The following is a 15,167-nucleotide window of genomic DNA, read 5'->3' as shown; positions in this document are numbered from 1 at the left end:
CTGATCCCGCGGCCATACGCTGGACCAATCGACCGCCCGGCCTATCCGGGCGGTTTTTCTTTGCCTTTGTCACGATTTCCGGCTGAAACTGCCGGAGTTAACAAGGAAAGTACCCATGTCCCTGAAGTCCCGCCTCGCGGCCGATGAAACGTTGTTCACCGCATGGTCCGGCGTGCCGGATGCCTTGACCGTCGAGATCGTCGCCAAGCAGGGCTTTGATGCCGTCACGCTCGACATGCAGCATGGCGGCCATCACGAAGACAGCGTGCTGCGTGGCCTGGTGCCGGTGCTCGCCGCCGGCAAGCCGGCGCTGGTGCGCATTCCCGTTGGCCGTTTCGACATGGCAAGCCGCGCGCTCGATTTCGGCGCCGAGGCGGTCATCGCGCCGATGGTGAATTCGGTTGCCGATGCAAAATTGTTCGCCGCCGCCATGAAATACCCGCCACTCGGCGAGCGCTCCTGGGGTCCGACCTACGCTTTTCCACGCCACGGCAAGGGCGACCAGGCCGAGTGGCTGCGCGACACCAACCAACGCACCATGGCCTTCGCCATGGTCGAGACGCGTCCGGCCCTCGATGCGCTCGACGGCATCCTCGACACGCCCGGCATCGACGGCATCTTCCTCGGCCCATCGGATTTCTCGATCGCCTGGAGCAATGGTGCGACCGTCAATTCGACGCTGGAAAGCATGATGGAGACGGTGGCATCGGTGGCCGAGCGCACCCGCAAGGCCGGCAAACATGCGGCGATCTACGTTGTCGAGCCGGCAATTGCCGGCCGGGTTGTGTCGATGGGCTATCGCCTGCTGGCCATGGGCTCCGAGCATTCGCTGATCGGGCTTGGCGCAAAAACGCTGATCAAGAGCGTCCGCGATTCGATTGGGTCCTGAAGAAACTCAGGGTTTCAAATCCGTCAGGAATTTGGCGAAGGTCATTGAACCTTCGGGCCACGGCCCGAAGCCTGAATCCGCGTTCAGATGACCGGTCTCGCCGGCATCGATGAATAGTGAGCCCCATGCACCGGCAATGTCTTCGGCGACATCGAAGGCGCAGAACGGATCGTTGCGGCTGGCGATCACGATCGAGGGAAAGGGCAGCGGCTCACGCGGGTAGGGACCGAAGGTCATCAGGTGCCTGGGCCTGATCTCGGGATTGGCGACGTCGGGAGGTGCCACGAAGAAGGCCCCGGCGATCGGCTTGCGGAATTGCGGAATGGCTTGCACCGCAGTGGTGACGCCGAGCGAATGCGCGACCAGGACGACCGGCCGCTCGGCCTCGTTGACCGCCTTGGCGACGCTCGCGGTCCAGTCCTCGCGAACCGGCTTCGACCACTCGGCCTGTTCGACGCGGCGCGCCGTCGACAGTTTCGACTGCCAGCGGCTCTGCCAATGGTCGGGGCCGGAATTGGTGTAGCCCGGCACGATGAGGATATCTGCGTCTCTGACCTTCATGGCGCTGAGATAGCGAGCGGCATCGCTTCGTGCAACCGGCGGGAACGCCACTTTTGATCACAATAGTGAACACCATGTTCGCTTCTTCGCGTCTTGTGTGAACGATGCCGATGGACGATCTGTGGTCAGGAAAAGAAACAGCCGTGCGCGGGAACCCTTGGAACTGACACGACGTACAATGATCGGCGGAGTGGGGCTTCTCGCTTTGGGAGCTTCATCGCAGGCCGGTCGAACGGAGCATTTGATGAGCGAGTTGCCTTTTGCCGCCACCACCCCAGTCAGCGTTGCCCGCGTCGGGCTGAAGGCGCGCGACGCGGAAAGCCTTGCCGCATATTACCGCGAAATTGTCGGTCTGCAGGAGTTGAGCCGTGCCGATGGTTCGATCACGCTGGGCGCCGCCAACCGTCCCTTGTTGGTGCTTGAGCAGGACGCTTCAGCTAAGCCGGATGATCCGCGCAGCGCCGGGCTGTTCCACACCGCCTTCCTGCTGCCCAGCCGCGCCGATCTCGGCCGCTGGATCAACCACGCTATATCGAACAAGATCGCGATCGAGGGCGCTTCCGACCATCTGGTCAGCGAAGCTCTGTACCTGACCGATCCCGAAGGCAATGGCATCGAGATCTATGCCGACCGCCGCCCGCAGGACTGGAAGTGGAATGGCGACAAGATTGCCATGGCAACGGAGCGGCTGAACATTCCGTCCGTCGTTGCCGAAGTGCCTGCGGGTGACGCCGGCTGGCAGGGCGCGCCGGAAAACAGCATCGTCGGCCATGTCCACCTGCGTGTCGGCAGGCCGGAAGACGCCGAAGCCTGGTGGAACCAGGAATTCGGCTTCGACACGGTGGCGAAATATGGCGGCCAGGCGGTGTTCCTGTCGTCGGGCGGCTATCACCACCACATCGGCGCCAACGCCTGGCAGAGTTCAGGCGCAGGCCGCCGCGATCCCTCCCGGTCAGGTCTGGCCTGGGTCGAGATGCGTTCGGACAAGGCATCCACCGAAACCACGCGGGAAGACCCGTGGGGCACGGTGATCCGCACCGTGCCTGGCGCTGCCGGCTAAGCGCCCGCTGCGCTCTTAAACAGAACTGGCGGCGTAACCGGTCAGCAATCCGTGTGCCCAACTGTCGAAGCCGGCCGCCGTCGCGCGGCTGGATGCTTCGGCCCAGTCATAACTGACCGCGTGATGGCTGAACGACCATTCTCCGCGCTTGTGCGTGGCGAGGGCGTAGCGGGCATGCGGGCTGCCGGTCACGGTAAGGCCGGGAAACGCCTGAACACCGACGCTGCCGGGATTTAGGATCGTCTGGCGGTCGGAAAGCCGCACGACGCGCGGCGTATGGGTGTGGCCGCACAAGGTCAGCCCGGCATCGATGCTGCCGAGCTTGTGTCTGATTTCTTTTTGATTGGATGGATAGAAGTGATTGCCGCCGTCTTCCTCGAGCAGGAACGTCTCGTCGTCGCTGGGGCTGCCGTGGCAGAGCAGAATTTCAGGGGCGAGCGTCAGGGCAATCGGCAATGCCAAAAGCCAAGCCAATGACGTCTGGGAGAGGCAATGGTGGGTAAAGGCATCGACGTCTTCCAGCCCGGAAGCCGGCGGCTCGATCAGCACACGGTCGTGATTGCGGCGCACGGTCGGCCAGTTCTGTGCAATCAAATATTGCGCGGTTTCTTCCGGCCATAGCGGCCCGGAGAGACAATCACCCAGATTGACGATGATGTCGGGAGAATTGTCCTTGATCCGCGCATGAACCGCTTCAAGCGCGCGCAGATTCCCGTGAATGTCGGAAAGGACAGCCAGTCGCATGGAAATCCTATCCGAACACCCGCTTGAAGATCGTGTCGACATGCTTGGTGTGATAGCCCAGGTCGAATTTCTCGCGGATCTCGGCTTCCGGCAGCGCTGCGGTCACTTCCTTGTCGGACAGTAATTCCTCAAGAAAATCAGCGCCTTGCTCCCACACTCTCATGGCGTTGCGCTGCACCAGCCGGTAGGAGTCTTCGCGCGACAGGCCCGCCTGCGTCAGCGCCAGCATGACGCGCTGCGAATGCACGAGGCCGCGGAACTTGTTCATGTTCTTCAGCATGTTGTCGGGATAGACGAGCAGCTTGTCGATGACGCCGGTCAGCCGTGACAGCGCGAAATCGAGCGTCACGGTGGCGTCCGGGCCGATCATGCGCTCGACCGAGGAGTGCGAGATGTCGCGCTCGTGCCAGAGCGCCACATTCTCCATCGCCGGCAGCGCCATCGAACGCACCATGCGGGCAAGGCCGGTGAGGTTCTCGGTCAGCACCGGGTTGCGCTTGTGCGGCATGGCCGACGAGCCTTTCTGGCCCGGCGAAAAATACTCTTCCGCCTCCAGCACCTCGGTGCGCTGCAGATGCCGGATCTCGATCGACAGCCGCTCGACCGAGGAGGCGATGACGCCGAGCGTGGCAAAGAACATCGCATGGCGGTCGCGCGGGATCACTTGCGTCGACACCGGCTCGGGCTTCAGGCCGAGCTTCGCCGCGACATGCTCCTCGACATAGGGATCGATGTTGGCGAAGGTGCCGACTGCGCCCGAAACGGCGCAGGTGGCGATGTCTTCGCGCGCGTGCACCAGCCGCTCGCGGCAGCGCGAGAACTCGGCATAGGCCTGCGCCAGCTTGACGCCGAAGGTGGTCGGCTCGGCATGGATGCCATGGCTGCGGCCGATGGTGACCGTGTCCTTGTGCTCGAAGGCGCGGCGCTTGAGCGCTGCAAGCAGACCATCGATGTCGGCGAGCAGGATGTCGCTGGCGCGGGTAAGCTGCACCGCAAAGCAGGTGTCGAGAACGTCGGACGAGGTCATGCCCTGATGGATGAAGCGGGCGTCCGGCCCGACGAATTCGGCAAGATGGGTGAGGAAGGCGATCACGTCATGCTTGGTAACGCGCTCGATCTCGTCGATCGCCTCGACATCGAATTTTGCCGCCCCGCCCTTTTCCCAGATGGTTTTTGCCGCTTCCCTGGGGATGACGCCGAGTTCGGCCAGCGCGTCGCATGCATAGGCTTCGATCTCGAACCAGATGCGGAACCGGGTTTCTGGCGACCAGATGGCGACCATTTCCGGCCGGGAATAGCGAGGGATCATCGGTCAGTCCTGACATATCGAGAAGTTTGCCCGCGTCCTAACAGAGGCGAGCAAAATGCTCAACGCCGCTGGCGCGCAAACCAGACGCCCGCGGCAAACAGAGCGATGAAACCAACTGGAAAATAGAGCCGGATGCCCAGCACCACGAACTGATAAAGCGCAATCAACGTCGTGAAGACGAACTGGAGGACCCAGGTGCGGGTGAAAGCAGGCGCATGCCACTCGGCATAGTAGGAGCGGTACTGCAGGGCAAACAGCCCGGCGGTCAGGCCGATCGTCGCCGCGGCTAGGCACACGAAGGCCGCGGCAAAGGCGACTTCCCAGCGTCTTCCCTGCGAAACCAGCCGCGCCGCGAACAGGCCGATAGGAAAGGCCAGCGCAGCTCCCACCGCGAACAGTACGGTGACAATGCGGATTTTCGCCGGCGTCTCCCAGTCGTCCAACAACAGGGTGACGAGCGCACTGGCGCCCATCGTCGTGGCCCATAGCAAGGCGCCATAAAACGCAGTGCGCGGCGTCGGTATAGCGCGGCGAAGGCGGTTCAGCGAACGATCGCGCGGGGCGGGTGGGACAAGCGGTGTCACAGGCGGCCGGTCACCGCGATCCAGCGAAAGTCCGGGCCTTCAAAGCCGTACTGGCGCACCGCGATCAGCACGGCATAGGCGCTGAGACTGTCCATCGAAAAGGTCTGCACGGCGCCGATGCGGTAGCCGTTCGGGCAACCCCGGCTTTTCGGTATCGCCTTATCCTCGTGCAGCAGCTTGGTCGTGCCGCCGTCTTGCGCCTCGATGCGCAGCAGCCGGAAGCCGTTGATCTCGCCCTGGCTCTCGCAGCCCTCGGTGTTGTTCATGCCGATCTCGTCGAGCCGGAACTCGAGCGGTGGGTCGACCGGCGAAAAGATCGGGCGCGGGTTGACTGCCATCCGGTGCGGATCGGCCGAAAGTTCGGTCACCGGGTTGAAACCGGCGGTGATGCCGCGATTGGCGTCCAACTCGGCCTGACTGACAATGGCTTCGCCTTTTTGCCGGGCCTGAAGGCGCGCCGCATCCAGTTTGGCATTCTCGTCCTCAAGCCGGACCCGGATCGGCGTGCCCTTGAGAAAGCTGTCGGTGCTGGTGTCGATGTAGTAGCGGTTGGCATAGGGAAAACCCGATCCATCCTGCACGCCATATTCCTCGAAAGCAAAGACGCTGCCGTCCTTGGTGAAGCCGAGGATTTCAAGTTCGGCGACATCGCCGGCATGAGCCGCGATCGAGGTGGCAAACTGTGCAAGCAGGCCAACGGCAAACAGAAAGAGCATTCGCATCGGTCTTCACCCCCGTGATCGTCTCAATCCCCTAGCACGCCGAAATCAAAACGTCGTGCGGTGCGAAAGCCGATGCATCCAATCGGCCCGTCATTTGTTATGGTCGGCAGTCCCAATGGAGAACCACCATGACCGACACCAGCAAAATTCGCGAGCATATGGAAGTCGTCGGCGCCGACGGCGTGCATGTCGGTACTGTCGACAAGGTCGATGGCCAGCGCATCAAGCTGACCAAGGCCGATAGCGGCGAGGGCGCTCACAAGGGCCATCATCACTATATTCCCCTGAGCCTGATTGCCGAAGTCGACGGGAAGAAGGTCTGGCTGTCAGCGAATTCCGATGTTGCGGTGACGTTCGAGGAAGAAAAGTCCGATCGGGTCTGATTGATCGCTTCACCTCAGGCGTGACGACCAGACCGGAAACAGATCGTTTTCGGCAGGCGTTGCCGCATAGACGCCGCGACTGATGGCGCGCGCCATGGTGGCGCCGGCGGCGGCGTAGAGATCGATTGCCGCATCGGCGGAGAGTTCGATACCGCTCGTGCCGGTCGCCAACGCGAACACAAGGTCGCCATCGGCCGGTGTGTGCGTCGGCCATATCGCGCGCACGAACCCGTCATGCGCCGATATCGCCAGGCGCTTGGCGGCAGCTTTTGTGAGCACCGCATCGGTGGCAATGACGGCGATGGTGGTGTTGCCGCCGGTCTCCATCTGCCTGCCAACATGCTTGTCGCGGTGTTTCAAAAGAATCCGTTTCGCATCGTCCGGTATCGGCGTGGGGTAACCAAGCCCGCCGAATTCGCCGCCGATCTCGAACGGTGCCGCCCAGAAATGGCGGGTTCGGCCTGTTGTCACCGATCCGGTCGGGTTGACGGCGGCCAGCGCGCCGACGGTGACGCCGCTATCCAGCAGCGTCGAGGCGGAGCCGAGGCCGCCTTTCAGCCCCGAAGTGAGCGCGCCGGTGCCGGCGCCGATTGTGCCGAGTTGAAAATCGGCGTTGGCGGTTTGCGCGGCTTCATAGCCAAGCTCGCGATAGGGTGGATAACGGCCCCAATCCTTGTCGCCGCCATTGCGCAGGTCGAACAGGATCGCCGACGGCACGATCGGCACACGAAAGCCACCGACCTCGAGGCCGATGCCGCGTTCGCGCAATGCCGCCTGCACGCCGGACGCCGCGTCGAGGCCGAAAGCCGAACCGCCTGAAAGCACGACGGCGTGCACCACATCGACCGAATTGTGCGGTTCGAGCAGGTCTGTCTCGCGCGTGCCCGGCGCGCCGCCCAGGATCTGAACGCCAGCCACCGTCGGCGCATCGCAAAGCACGGTCGTCACCCCGGATTTCAGCCTGGCGTCGGACGCATTGCCGACGCGCAGGCCGGCAACGTCGGTGATCAGGTTGCGTGGGCCGGTGCGAAACATCAGTTGCTTTCCAAGGGCGCGAAGCGCGTGCCGTCGAAACGGAAGACGCGGTAGGGGCTCTGGCTGAGGTCGCCTTTTGCATCAAAGCGGATCGGCCCGATCGCCGTGGTGAAATCCTGCCCGGTCAGGGCTTCAGCCAATGGCTTGCCCGAGCTTTCGGACAAGCTTGATGCCGCCTTGGCGATTTCGACCGCGGCGTAGGCGGGCAGCGCATAGCCGTTGGGCACGATCTTCCTAGCGTCAAATGCCGCCAGCACTTTTGGATCGGCGACATCGGCCCATTCCGGCGGTGCGATCATCAGCGTGCCCACGGCATAGGGCACGTCGCCCGGCGGTGTGCGGAGATTTTCGCCGCCGGCAAAGACGATGCCAGCCTGAAGCTGTGCGGCATCGCGGCCCATGATGGCGATGTCGTCGCCGTCGCCGCCGGCAAAGACATGCGTCGCGCCGGCCTTCTTCAGCCGACCGATCATGCCGATCTGGTTGTCGAGCTGTGGCCGGAACGTATCGACGAACACCGGTTTCAGCGCTGCCTGTTCGGCCGCTGCCCGCAACGTCTCGGCGATCTCACGGCCGTAGATGGTGCCGTCGTCGATAATGGCGAACAGCTCGTTCTGCCACAGATGGGTGAGGGCAGAAGCGACGGTGTTGCGCTCATCGTCGCCGCGTAGTCCGAGGCGATAGACCGGCCAGCCAGTCTTGGCGCGGCGGTCGGTCAGGCTTTCGGTCCGCACGCCAACGGTGATGACCGGAATGCCGGCGTCCTTCAGGATCGGCATCGCCGCCTCGATCGCCTCGGTGCAGAGGAAGCCGACCACGATATTGACCTTGGCGGCGGCAAATTCCCTGGCCGCGGCAGCGCCGCCATCGGCGGTGCAGGCATCATCCACCGTCTTGAGTTCGATGCCGTTCGCCTCGGCGGCCAGACCGGTGCCGGCCTTGATCTGCTTGCCGAGAATGGCCGATGGTCCCGACAGGGGCGCTGAGACGCCGACGAGCAGCGTCTGGGCATCCGCGGCACTGGCCAGAAACAGCCAGAACAGCGCCGCTATTGTTCTTGTCCTGGGTCGCATTCGAGCGATGGGTCCCTCCGTGCCGGCTCTATGCTCCCGGCACTATTACCGCCAAGACCTAAAGGCTGCCCGGCCTTGGTGCAACACGCGAATTCCGGGATATGGCTCAGGCACTTCGCTTGTGGCGGGCTATGTCTGGCCATATATGTCGGTAGGATCCTGACCATGGAAAATTTACGGTGCTGAAGAAGAACGACATTGGGCCGCAGGCCTATCGCGATGCGATGAGCCACTTTGCCGGCCACGTCCATGTGGTCACCACCGACGGGCCGGCCGGCAAGCGCGGCACGACGGTGATCGCCGCCTGTTCGGTGTCGGACACGCCGCCGACCATCCTGGTCTGTCTCAACCGCGAAAATGCCAAGAATGAGCTGTTCGTGAAAAACGGCAGGTTTGCCCTAAACACGCTGGCCTCGCACCAGGAGCCACTGTCGGTCGGCTTTTCCGGCATCACCGGCCTGCCGGTCGAGGAACGTTTCGCGCTTGGCGAATGGGATGTGATCTCTACCGGCGTACCGACGCTGAAAGGCGCGCTCGCCGTGTTCGACTGCGAATTGATCGACACCAAGGATCTGGCCACCCATCGTGTGCTTTTTGGCAAGGTGACAGGTCTGCGTATGGGCGATAATTTGCGGCCGCTGATTTACCACGCCCGCGGCTACCACGTACTGGAAAGCGGAGCGGCGGCGTTCACGGAGAAAGAATGACCGAGCTGAAACCGCGCGCCGCGCCACGGACGATCGACGAGACGCTCGATCTCCTGACCGGTGCGGACTATGTGGCGGACCGGTCGCTGGCGACCGTGCTGTTCCTGTCGTTGCGTATGAAGCGGCCGCTGTTCCTCGAGGGCGAGGCCGGCGTCGGCAAGACCGAGATCGCCAAGGTGTTGGCACAGGCGCTCGGTCGCCGGCTGATCCGCCTGCAGTGCTATGAAGGCCTCGACGTTTCGTCCGCCGTCTATGAGTGGAACTACGCCGCGCAGATGATCGAGATCCGCATGGAGGAGGCGGCCGGCAAGGTCGAGCGCTCCGCCATGGAGCGCAACGTCTTTTCCGAAAAATACCTGATCCGCCGCCCGGTGCTCGATGCGCTGACCGGAAAGACGGGCGCTGCCCCGGTTTTCCTGATCGATGAGCTCGACCGTACCGACGAGGCGTTCGAAGCCTTCCTGCTCGAAATCCTGTCCGACTTCCAGGTGACGGTGCCCGAACTCGGCACCATCAAGGCGGAAGAACCGCCGATCGTCATCATCACCACCAATCGCACCCGCGAAATCCACGATGCGCTGAAGCGGCGCTGCCTCTATCACTGGGTCGACTATCCCAACGCCGAGCGCGAACTGGAGATCGTGCGCCGCAAGGTGCCGCAGGCCAACCAGCGGCTTTCGGCCGAAGTGGTCTCCTTCATCCAGAAGCTGCGCCAGATCGAATTGTTCAAGGTGCCTGGCGTCGCCGAAACCATCGACTGGGCCGGTGCGCTGACCGAGCTCGACAAGGTGGCGCTCGATCCGGAAACCGTCTCCGACACGATCGGCGTGCTGTTGAAATACCAGGACGACATTGCCCGCATCGAACAGGGCGAAGGCCGGCGCATCCTCAACGAGGTGAAGGCCGAGCTTTCGGCGGCGGAGTAGGCGATGTCGCGCCCCGAACCAAAAGAGGCCATGCCGCACGGGCGGATCGCCGACAACATCGTCTATTTTGCCCGCACCTTGCGCAAGGCGGGCATGCGGGTCGGGCCGGCCTCGGTCAAGGACGCCATCGAGGCGGTGCTCGCCGCGGGCATTGGTTCGCGCGACGATTTCTACTGGACGCTGCACGCCGTGCTGGTCTCGCGGCATGAGGACCACGCCACTTTCGACGAAGCCTTCCGGCTGTTCTGGAAGTCGCGCGAACTGATCGAAAAGATGCTGGCTATGTTTTCGCCGGTCGCACCGGACAACAGGGAAAAGCAGAAGCCCCGTGTTGCCGAGAACCGCGTCAGCCAGGCCATGTTCGAAGGCCATCAGAAGAACCAGCCGCGCCAAGAAATCCCCGAGATCGAAGTCGACGCCCGTTTCACCTTCTCCGGCAACGAGGTGCTGCGGGCTAAGGACTTTGCCCAGATGAACGCCGCCGAGATGGCCGACGCCAAGAAGGCGATCGCGCAGTTGCGGTTGCCTTTCGACATGGTGCGGACCCGGCGCTTCAAGGCCGATGCGCATGGCCGCCGCATCGATCCGCGCGCCATGATGCGTTCGGCTGCGCGCACCGGCGGCGAACTGATTCTGCCGAAGTTCCGTTCGCCGCGCGAGGTTCACCCGCCGCTGGTCGTGTTGGCCGACATTTCCGGCTCGATGAGCCAGTACACGCGCATCTTCCTGCATTTCCTGCATGCGCTGACTGAAAAAAGGCGTCGCGTGCACACCTTCGTCTTCGGCACCCGGCTCACCAACCTGACCCGGCAGATGCGCCATCGCGACCCGGATGCAGCCCTTGCCGACTGTTCGGCGGCGGTCAGGGACTGGTCGGGCGGCACCCGCATCGGCGACACGCTGGCCGAGTTCAACCTGATATGGTCGCGCCGCGTGCTGGGGCAGGGCGCGGTCGTGCTTCTGATCACAGACGGGCTGGAGCGCGACGATGTCGCCGGCCTGTCTGAAGAAATGGAGCGCCTGCACAAATCCTGCCGGCGTCTGATCTGGCTGAACCCGTTGCTGCGCTTCGACGGCTTTCAGGCGCGCGCCCGCGGCGTCAAGACGATGCTGCCGCATGTCGACGAGTTCCGCTCGGTGCACAATCTCGACGCGCTCGCCGATCTCTGCGCGTCGCTGGACAAGAAGTCGGCACAATCCGTCGATCCGCGCCGATGGTTGGAAGCTGGCGCGAGGCACGCCGCATAACCATATCTTTCCCATCCGGAAAAACAGATCCCGAGAAAAACAGACTTCTGGAGAAACGGTCATGGAAAACAGCATTTATCTGGATGAGGCCCGCGACCCGCTGATCATTGCGGAGGGCTGGATGAAGGACGGCAAGGACGTGGCCATCGCGACTGTGGTCGAGACCTGGGGTTCGGCGCCCCGACCCATAGGCAGCCATCTGGTCATTGATGCCGACGGTAATTTCCACGGCTCCGTTTCCGGCGGCTGCGTCGAAGGCGCTGTGGTCAGCGAGGCCATCGACGTCATCGACAGCGGCAAGGCCAGGATGCTGGAGTTCGGTGTTGCCGATGAAACCGCATGGCAGGTCGGCTTGTCCTGTGGCGGTCGCATCAAGGTCTATGTTGAAAGGCTCGGCTGATCTTCAATGGATCCATATGCACTGAAAACACTGAACACCGAACGCCGTGCCCGCCGCGCGGCGATCCTTGTCACCGATCTAGGCGACGGCCGCGACAGGATCGTGCGCGAGGGCGATCAGGTCGCCGGCGATCTTGGCGCCGCGATCGCCAGGGCGTTCCGCACAGGCAACTCCGGTTCGGTCGAAGCAGAGGGGCGGACTTTCTTTCTCAACGCGCATCTGCCGCAGCCGCGTCTGGTCGTGATTGGCGCTGTCCATATCAGCCAGGCGCTGGCGCCGATGGCCAGGATCGCCGGCTATCCCGTCGAGATCATCGACCCCCGCACTGCTTTCGCCACGCCGGACCGCTTTCCCGACGTGGCGCTTCATGCCGAATGGCCGGAGGATGTGCTGAAGCGTCAGCCGCTCGACAGCTACACCGCACTTGCCGCCGTCACCCATGATCCGAAGGTCGACGATTTCGCCCTGAAGGCCGCGCTCGACGCCAACTGTTTCTATGTCGGGGCGCTCGGTAGCAGGAAGACGCATGCCAAGCGGGTCGAACGCCTGCTGGCGCTGGGCGCGAGCGCCGATCAGATCGCCCGTATCCATGCGCCGATCGGGCTCGACATCGGTGCTGCCAGCCCGGGAGAGATCGCCGTTGCGGTGTTGGCCCAGGCGATCCACGCCTTCCGCTCGCGCGGTTTCGATGCCTCCGCATCGGCTCCAAAATCGAAATCGATTTTGGAAAAGCACGATGCGTAGATTCAAAGTAGTAGAGCGTCCTTTGCGCGTCCAAAAGGACGCGCGGCGCTCTACGGGCGCTGCGGCGTGAAATTCGGCCCGATCCCGATCGAGACCGCGGAAGGCGCGGTGCTGGCGCACTCCACCACCGCTGGTGAACGCCGCTTCCGCAAGGCGCACAGGCTGAGCGCCGAAGATGTGGCGCTGCTGCGGGCCGCCGGCATTTCGCAGGTCGTTGCAGCCGTGCTGGCTGCCGACGACCTCGGCGAGGATGCCGCCGCGCAGGAAATAGCCGAGAGCATGACCTTTCGCGGGATCGAGGCCAGGCCTGCCGCGACCGGGCGGGTCAACCTCCATGCCAAGGCGCCGGGCATCTTCACGGTCGATGCCGCTGCCATCGACGCCATCAATGCCATCGATCCCGCCATCACCATCGCCACGCTGGCGCAGCATGCGCCGGTCGAGAAAGGCCAGATGGTCGCGACGGTGAAGATCATTCCCTTCGCGGTCAGTTCAGCGCTGGTCGACGCCGCGACAAAAATTTGCGCCGGTGGTGAGATCTTTGCCGTCAACGCCTACCAGCCGGTGCGTGTCGGCGTCATCCAGACGGTTCTGCCGGGCATCAAGCCGAGTGTGCTGGACAAGACGTTGCGCGTCACCGAAGCGCGGCTGGCGCGCACGGGCGGCAGGCTGACTGCGGAGCGCCGCACGCCGCATGAGATCGCACCGGTGGCGGAGGCCGCGGTCTCCCTGGCGCGCGACAACGACATGGTGGTGATCTTCGGCGCTTCGGCGATGAGCGATTTTGCCGATGTCATTCCCGCGGCGATCGAGAGGGCGGGCGGTACTGTCATCCGCGCCGGTATGCCGGTCGATCCCGGCAATCTGCTGGTGCTCGGTATGCTCGGCGGCAAGCACGTCATCGGCGCGCCCGGCTGCGCCCGCAGCCCCAAGGAGAACGGTTTCGACTGGGTGCTGGACCGTTTGATCGCCGGTATCGACGTGACCGCCAGGGATATTGCCGCCATGGGGGTCGGCGGGCTGCTGATGGAAATCCCGACACGGCCGCAGCCGCGCGAACCGCTGCCGGCGAGAAGCCAGCTCAAGGTCGGCATCGTGCTGCTGGCGGCTGGCCGCTCAAGCCGCATGGGCGGGCCGAACAAGCTGCTGGCGCTGTTCGACGGCAAGCCGTTGGTGCGCCGCACCGCCGGGCGGGCGCTCGGCTCGAAGGCGTCCGGCACTGTCGTCGTCACCGGCCACCAGCGCGATCGGGTGCGCGCGGCACTGGCGGGCCTCGACGTGGCCTTCGCCGACAATCCCGATTTTACCGAGGGCCTGTCCACTTCGCTGAAGGCCGGCATTGCCTATCTGCCGGAAGACACCGCCGGCGTGATGATCGTTCTCGGCGACATGCCTGATATCACGTCTGGCGATCTCGACAGATTGATCGATGCTTTCCGCAAGGCCGGCGGCAATGCGGTGGTCCGCGCTTCGCATGACGGCAAGCGCGGCAACCCGGTGCTTTTGCCGCGCTCGCTGTTTCCGGCGATCGCCCATCTCGAAGGCGACACCGGCGCGCGCCATCTGGTCGAGACCGAAGGGCTCGATGTCATCGATGTCGAGATCGGCGCGGCGGCGTCAGTCGATGTCGACACACGCGAGGCGCTGGAAGGCTCCGGCGGCGTGCTGCAGGATTGACAAACCCAAGCCTAAAAACGCATGCCAGAGGGATGACTTCATCTTCCATGTTGGCGCTTTTACCCCCCTCTGGCCTGCCGGCCATCTCCCCCTCAAGGAGGGAGATTGGTAGCTTTGACGGCAGCTCACGTCCTGAAATCTTGGAGATTGGTGAAAGCAGAAGGCGCATCCAATCTCCCCCCTTGAGGGGGAGATGGCCGGCAGGCCAGAGGGGGGCGTGCCGCGCTTTCCTCACGGCAATGCTTTTCTTGTTTTCTTCAGCTGCCCACGCTGCCGCTCTCGAACTAAAACCCTTCAAGGACGATCTCTTCGCCTATCCGGCCACGCTGTCGTCCGACACCAATGGCGCCTATACCGTCATCGACTACCGCGAGATGCGCGATATCAACCAGCGTGACCAGGTGCCGGAGCGCCGGGTAAACGCCCAATACACCGACACCGGCGTCCGCAAGATGCAGCAGGATCTGTTGCTGAAAACCGATGCTGGCGATGTCAGGCATGTCGCCGTCGGAAGGACCGAGGGCGCCGGCATCATCGTGCTTTATCTGCACGGGCAGGGCGGCAGCCGCAAGCAGGGTGTCGACGACTTCACCTTCGGCGGCAATTTCAACCGGCTCAAGAACCTGATGGCCGGCAATGGCGGCCTCTATCTCAGTCCTGATTTCCCCGATTTCGGCGATACAGGAGCGGCACAGATCGCTGCCCTGATCGGTCACTATGCCGAACAGTCGCCAGGCGCGAAGATCTTCGTCGCCTGCGGCTCGATGGGCGGCGCGCTATGCTGGAAGCTGGCCGCGCGCAAGGATACGGGCGGACGCATCAATGGCCTGCTGCTGCTCGGTTCGCTGTGGGATGAGAGCTTTTTCACCAGCCCGGCCTTCAAGCGCCGCGTGCCGGTCTTCTTCGGCCAGGGCAGCCACGACGTGGTCTACCCCGTGGCAAAGCAGGAGGCGTTCTTTCGCTCGATCCTGACCAAATCGAAGACCTATCCGACCCGCTTCATCCGCTTCGAGACCGGCACCCATGGCACCCCGATCCGCATGACCGACTGGCGCGGCACGCTCAACTGGATGCTGTCGAAGGCGCCCTGACCGGCATCGCGGAA

At 63.6% G+C, this 15,167-nt stretch carries 17 protein-coding genes; 10 read left to right on the top strand and 7 right to left on the bottom strand.

The features are described 5' to 3' along the window. The first annotated feature begins 115 nt into the window (after positions 1–115). Positions 116–889, top strand: a complete 774-nt coding sequence (locus tag NKJ04_RS05490) for an HpcH/HpaI aldolase family protein (protein WP_023810343.1) — start codon at positions 116–118, stop codon at positions 887–889. A 6-nt stretch (positions 890–895) separates the two neighbouring features. Here the strand turns inward: NKJ04_RS05490 and NKJ04_RS05485 are convergent, their stop codons facing one another. Further along, the gene (locus tag NKJ04_RS05485; RefSeq protein WP_352630255.1) at positions 896–1,450 is read right to left on the bottom strand and encodes an RBBP9/YdeN family alpha/beta hydrolase; all 555 of its coding nucleotides are present in this window, start codon (positions 1,448–1,450) and stop codon (positions 896–898) included. Between the two features lie 244 nt (positions 1,451–1,694). On the opposite strand from NKJ04_RS05485, the gene NKJ04_RS05480 reads away from it, so the two are divergent. Then, complete coding sequence (locus NKJ04_RS05480) at positions 1,695–2,510, top strand: VOC family protein (protein WP_023810345.1); 816 nt, start codon at positions 1,695–1,697, stop codon at positions 2,508–2,510. 15 nt (positions 2,511–2,525) lie between these two features. Here NKJ04_RS05480 and NKJ04_RS05475 read toward each other — a convergent pair whose 3' ends face one another. From NKJ04_RS05475 to NKJ04_RS05460, 4 genes are read right to left on the bottom strand one after another with little or no spacing between them, the layout of a single operon-like run. After that, complete coding sequence (locus NKJ04_RS05475) at positions 2,526–3,254, bottom strand: metallophosphoesterase family protein (protein WP_352673815.1); 729 nt, start codon at positions 3,252–3,254, stop codon at positions 2,526–2,528. 7 nt (positions 3,255–3,261) lie between these two features. After that, on the bottom strand, positions 3,262–4,563 hold the full coding sequence (purB, locus tag NKJ04_RS05470) for an adenylosuccinate lyase (protein WP_352552709.1): 1,302 nt from the start codon (positions 4,561–4,563) through the stop codon (positions 3,262–3,264). A 59-nt stretch (positions 4,564–4,622) separates the two neighbouring features. Next, positions 4,623–5,147, bottom strand: coding sequence for a hypothetical protein (locus NKJ04_RS05465; RefSeq protein WP_352673813.1), 525 nt, complete (start codon positions 5,145–5,147; stop codon positions 4,623–4,625). Next, on the bottom strand, positions 5,144–5,869 hold the full coding sequence (locus NKJ04_RS05460; protein ID WP_023810349.1) for a DUF2259 domain-containing protein: 726 nt from the start codon (positions 5,867–5,869) through the stop codon (positions 5,144–5,146). Before NKJ04_RS05460 ends, NKJ04_RS05465 begins: the two co-directional genes overlap by 4 nt. Before the next feature lie 128 nt (positions 5,870–5,997). Between NKJ04_RS05460 and NKJ04_RS05455 the strand changes: the two genes are divergently transcribed. After that, on the top strand, positions 5,998–6,252 hold the full coding sequence (locus NKJ04_RS05455; protein WP_127269889.1) for a DUF2171 domain-containing protein: 255 nt from the start codon (positions 5,998–6,000) through the stop codon (positions 6,250–6,252). 9 nt (positions 6,253–6,261) lie between these two features. Here NKJ04_RS05455 and NKJ04_RS05450 read toward each other — a convergent pair whose 3' ends face one another. Both NKJ04_RS05450 and NKJ04_RS05445 read right to left on the bottom strand, forming a co-directional pair. After that, on the bottom strand, positions 6,262–7,287 hold the full coding sequence (locus tag NKJ04_RS05450) for a P1 family peptidase (RefSeq protein WP_352673811.1): 1,026 nt from the start codon (positions 7,285–7,287) through the stop codon (positions 6,262–6,264). Next, positions 7,287–8,360 carry a branched-chain amino acid ABC transporter substrate-binding protein gene (locus tag NKJ04_RS05445; RefSeq protein WP_352673809.1) on the bottom strand — a complete coding sequence of 358 codons (1,074 nt, stop codon included), beginning with the start codon at positions 8,358–8,360 and terminating at the stop codon, positions 7,287–7,289. The genes NKJ04_RS05450 and NKJ04_RS05445 overlap by 1 nt, the downstream gene beginning before the upstream one ends. 179 nt (positions 8,361–8,539) lie before the next feature. Here NKJ04_RS05445 and NKJ04_RS05440 point away from each other — a divergent pair, with 179 nt between their 5' ends. The 7 genes from NKJ04_RS05440 to NKJ04_RS05410 all read left to right on the top strand — a co-directional run bounded on the left by NKJ04_RS05440 (position 8,540) and on the right by NKJ04_RS05410 (position 15,153). Further along, positions 8,540–9,067, top strand: coding sequence for a flavin reductase (locus NKJ04_RS05440; RefSeq protein WP_023810353.1), 528 nt, complete (start codon positions 8,540–8,542; stop codon positions 9,065–9,067). Further along, complete coding sequence (locus tag NKJ04_RS05435) at positions 9,064–9,993, top strand: AAA family ATPase (protein ID WP_023810354.1); 930 nt, start codon at positions 9,064–9,066, stop codon at positions 9,991–9,993. The genes NKJ04_RS05440 and NKJ04_RS05435 overlap by 4 nt, the downstream gene beginning before the upstream one ends. Positions 9,994–9,996: 3 nt before the next feature. Further along, positions 9,997–11,241: a vWA domain-containing protein gene (locus NKJ04_RS05430; protein WP_352673806.1), complete on the top strand. Its 1,245-nt coding sequence runs from the start codon at positions 9,997–9,999 to the stop codon at positions 11,239–11,241. A 61-nt stretch (positions 11,242–11,302) separates the two neighbouring features. After that, on the top strand, positions 11,303–11,641 hold the full coding sequence (locus NKJ04_RS05425) for an XdhC family protein (RefSeq protein WP_128303293.1): 339 nt from the start codon (positions 11,303–11,305) through the stop codon (positions 11,639–11,641). A gap of 6 nt (positions 11,642–11,647) precedes the next feature. Next, positions 11,648–12,385, top strand: a complete 738-nt coding sequence (locus tag NKJ04_RS05420; protein ID WP_128303294.1) for an XdhC family protein — start codon at positions 11,648–11,650, stop codon at positions 12,383–12,385. 66 nt (positions 12,386–12,451) lie between these two features. Then, positions 12,452–14,062, top strand: coding sequence for an NTP transferase domain-containing protein (locus NKJ04_RS05415; RefSeq protein WP_352673805.1), 1,611 nt, complete (start codon positions 12,452–12,454; stop codon positions 14,060–14,062). 239 nt (positions 14,063–14,301) lie between these two features. Continuing rightward, entirely contained in the window at positions 14,302–15,153 is an 852-nt protein-coding gene (locus NKJ04_RS05410) for an alpha/beta hydrolase (protein WP_352673803.1), read from the top strand. The last annotated feature ends 14 nt before the right edge of the window (positions 15,154–15,167 follow it).

Origin of the sequence: Mesorhizobium sp. M0618, assembly GCF_040320765.1 — a bacterium.
Classification (GTDB): domain Bacteria; phylum Pseudomonadota; class Alphaproteobacteria; order Rhizobiales; family Rhizobiaceae; genus Mesorhizobium.
Note: the sequence above shows the minus strand (reverse complement) of the source record. Positions and strands in the feature narration are given on the sequence as shown.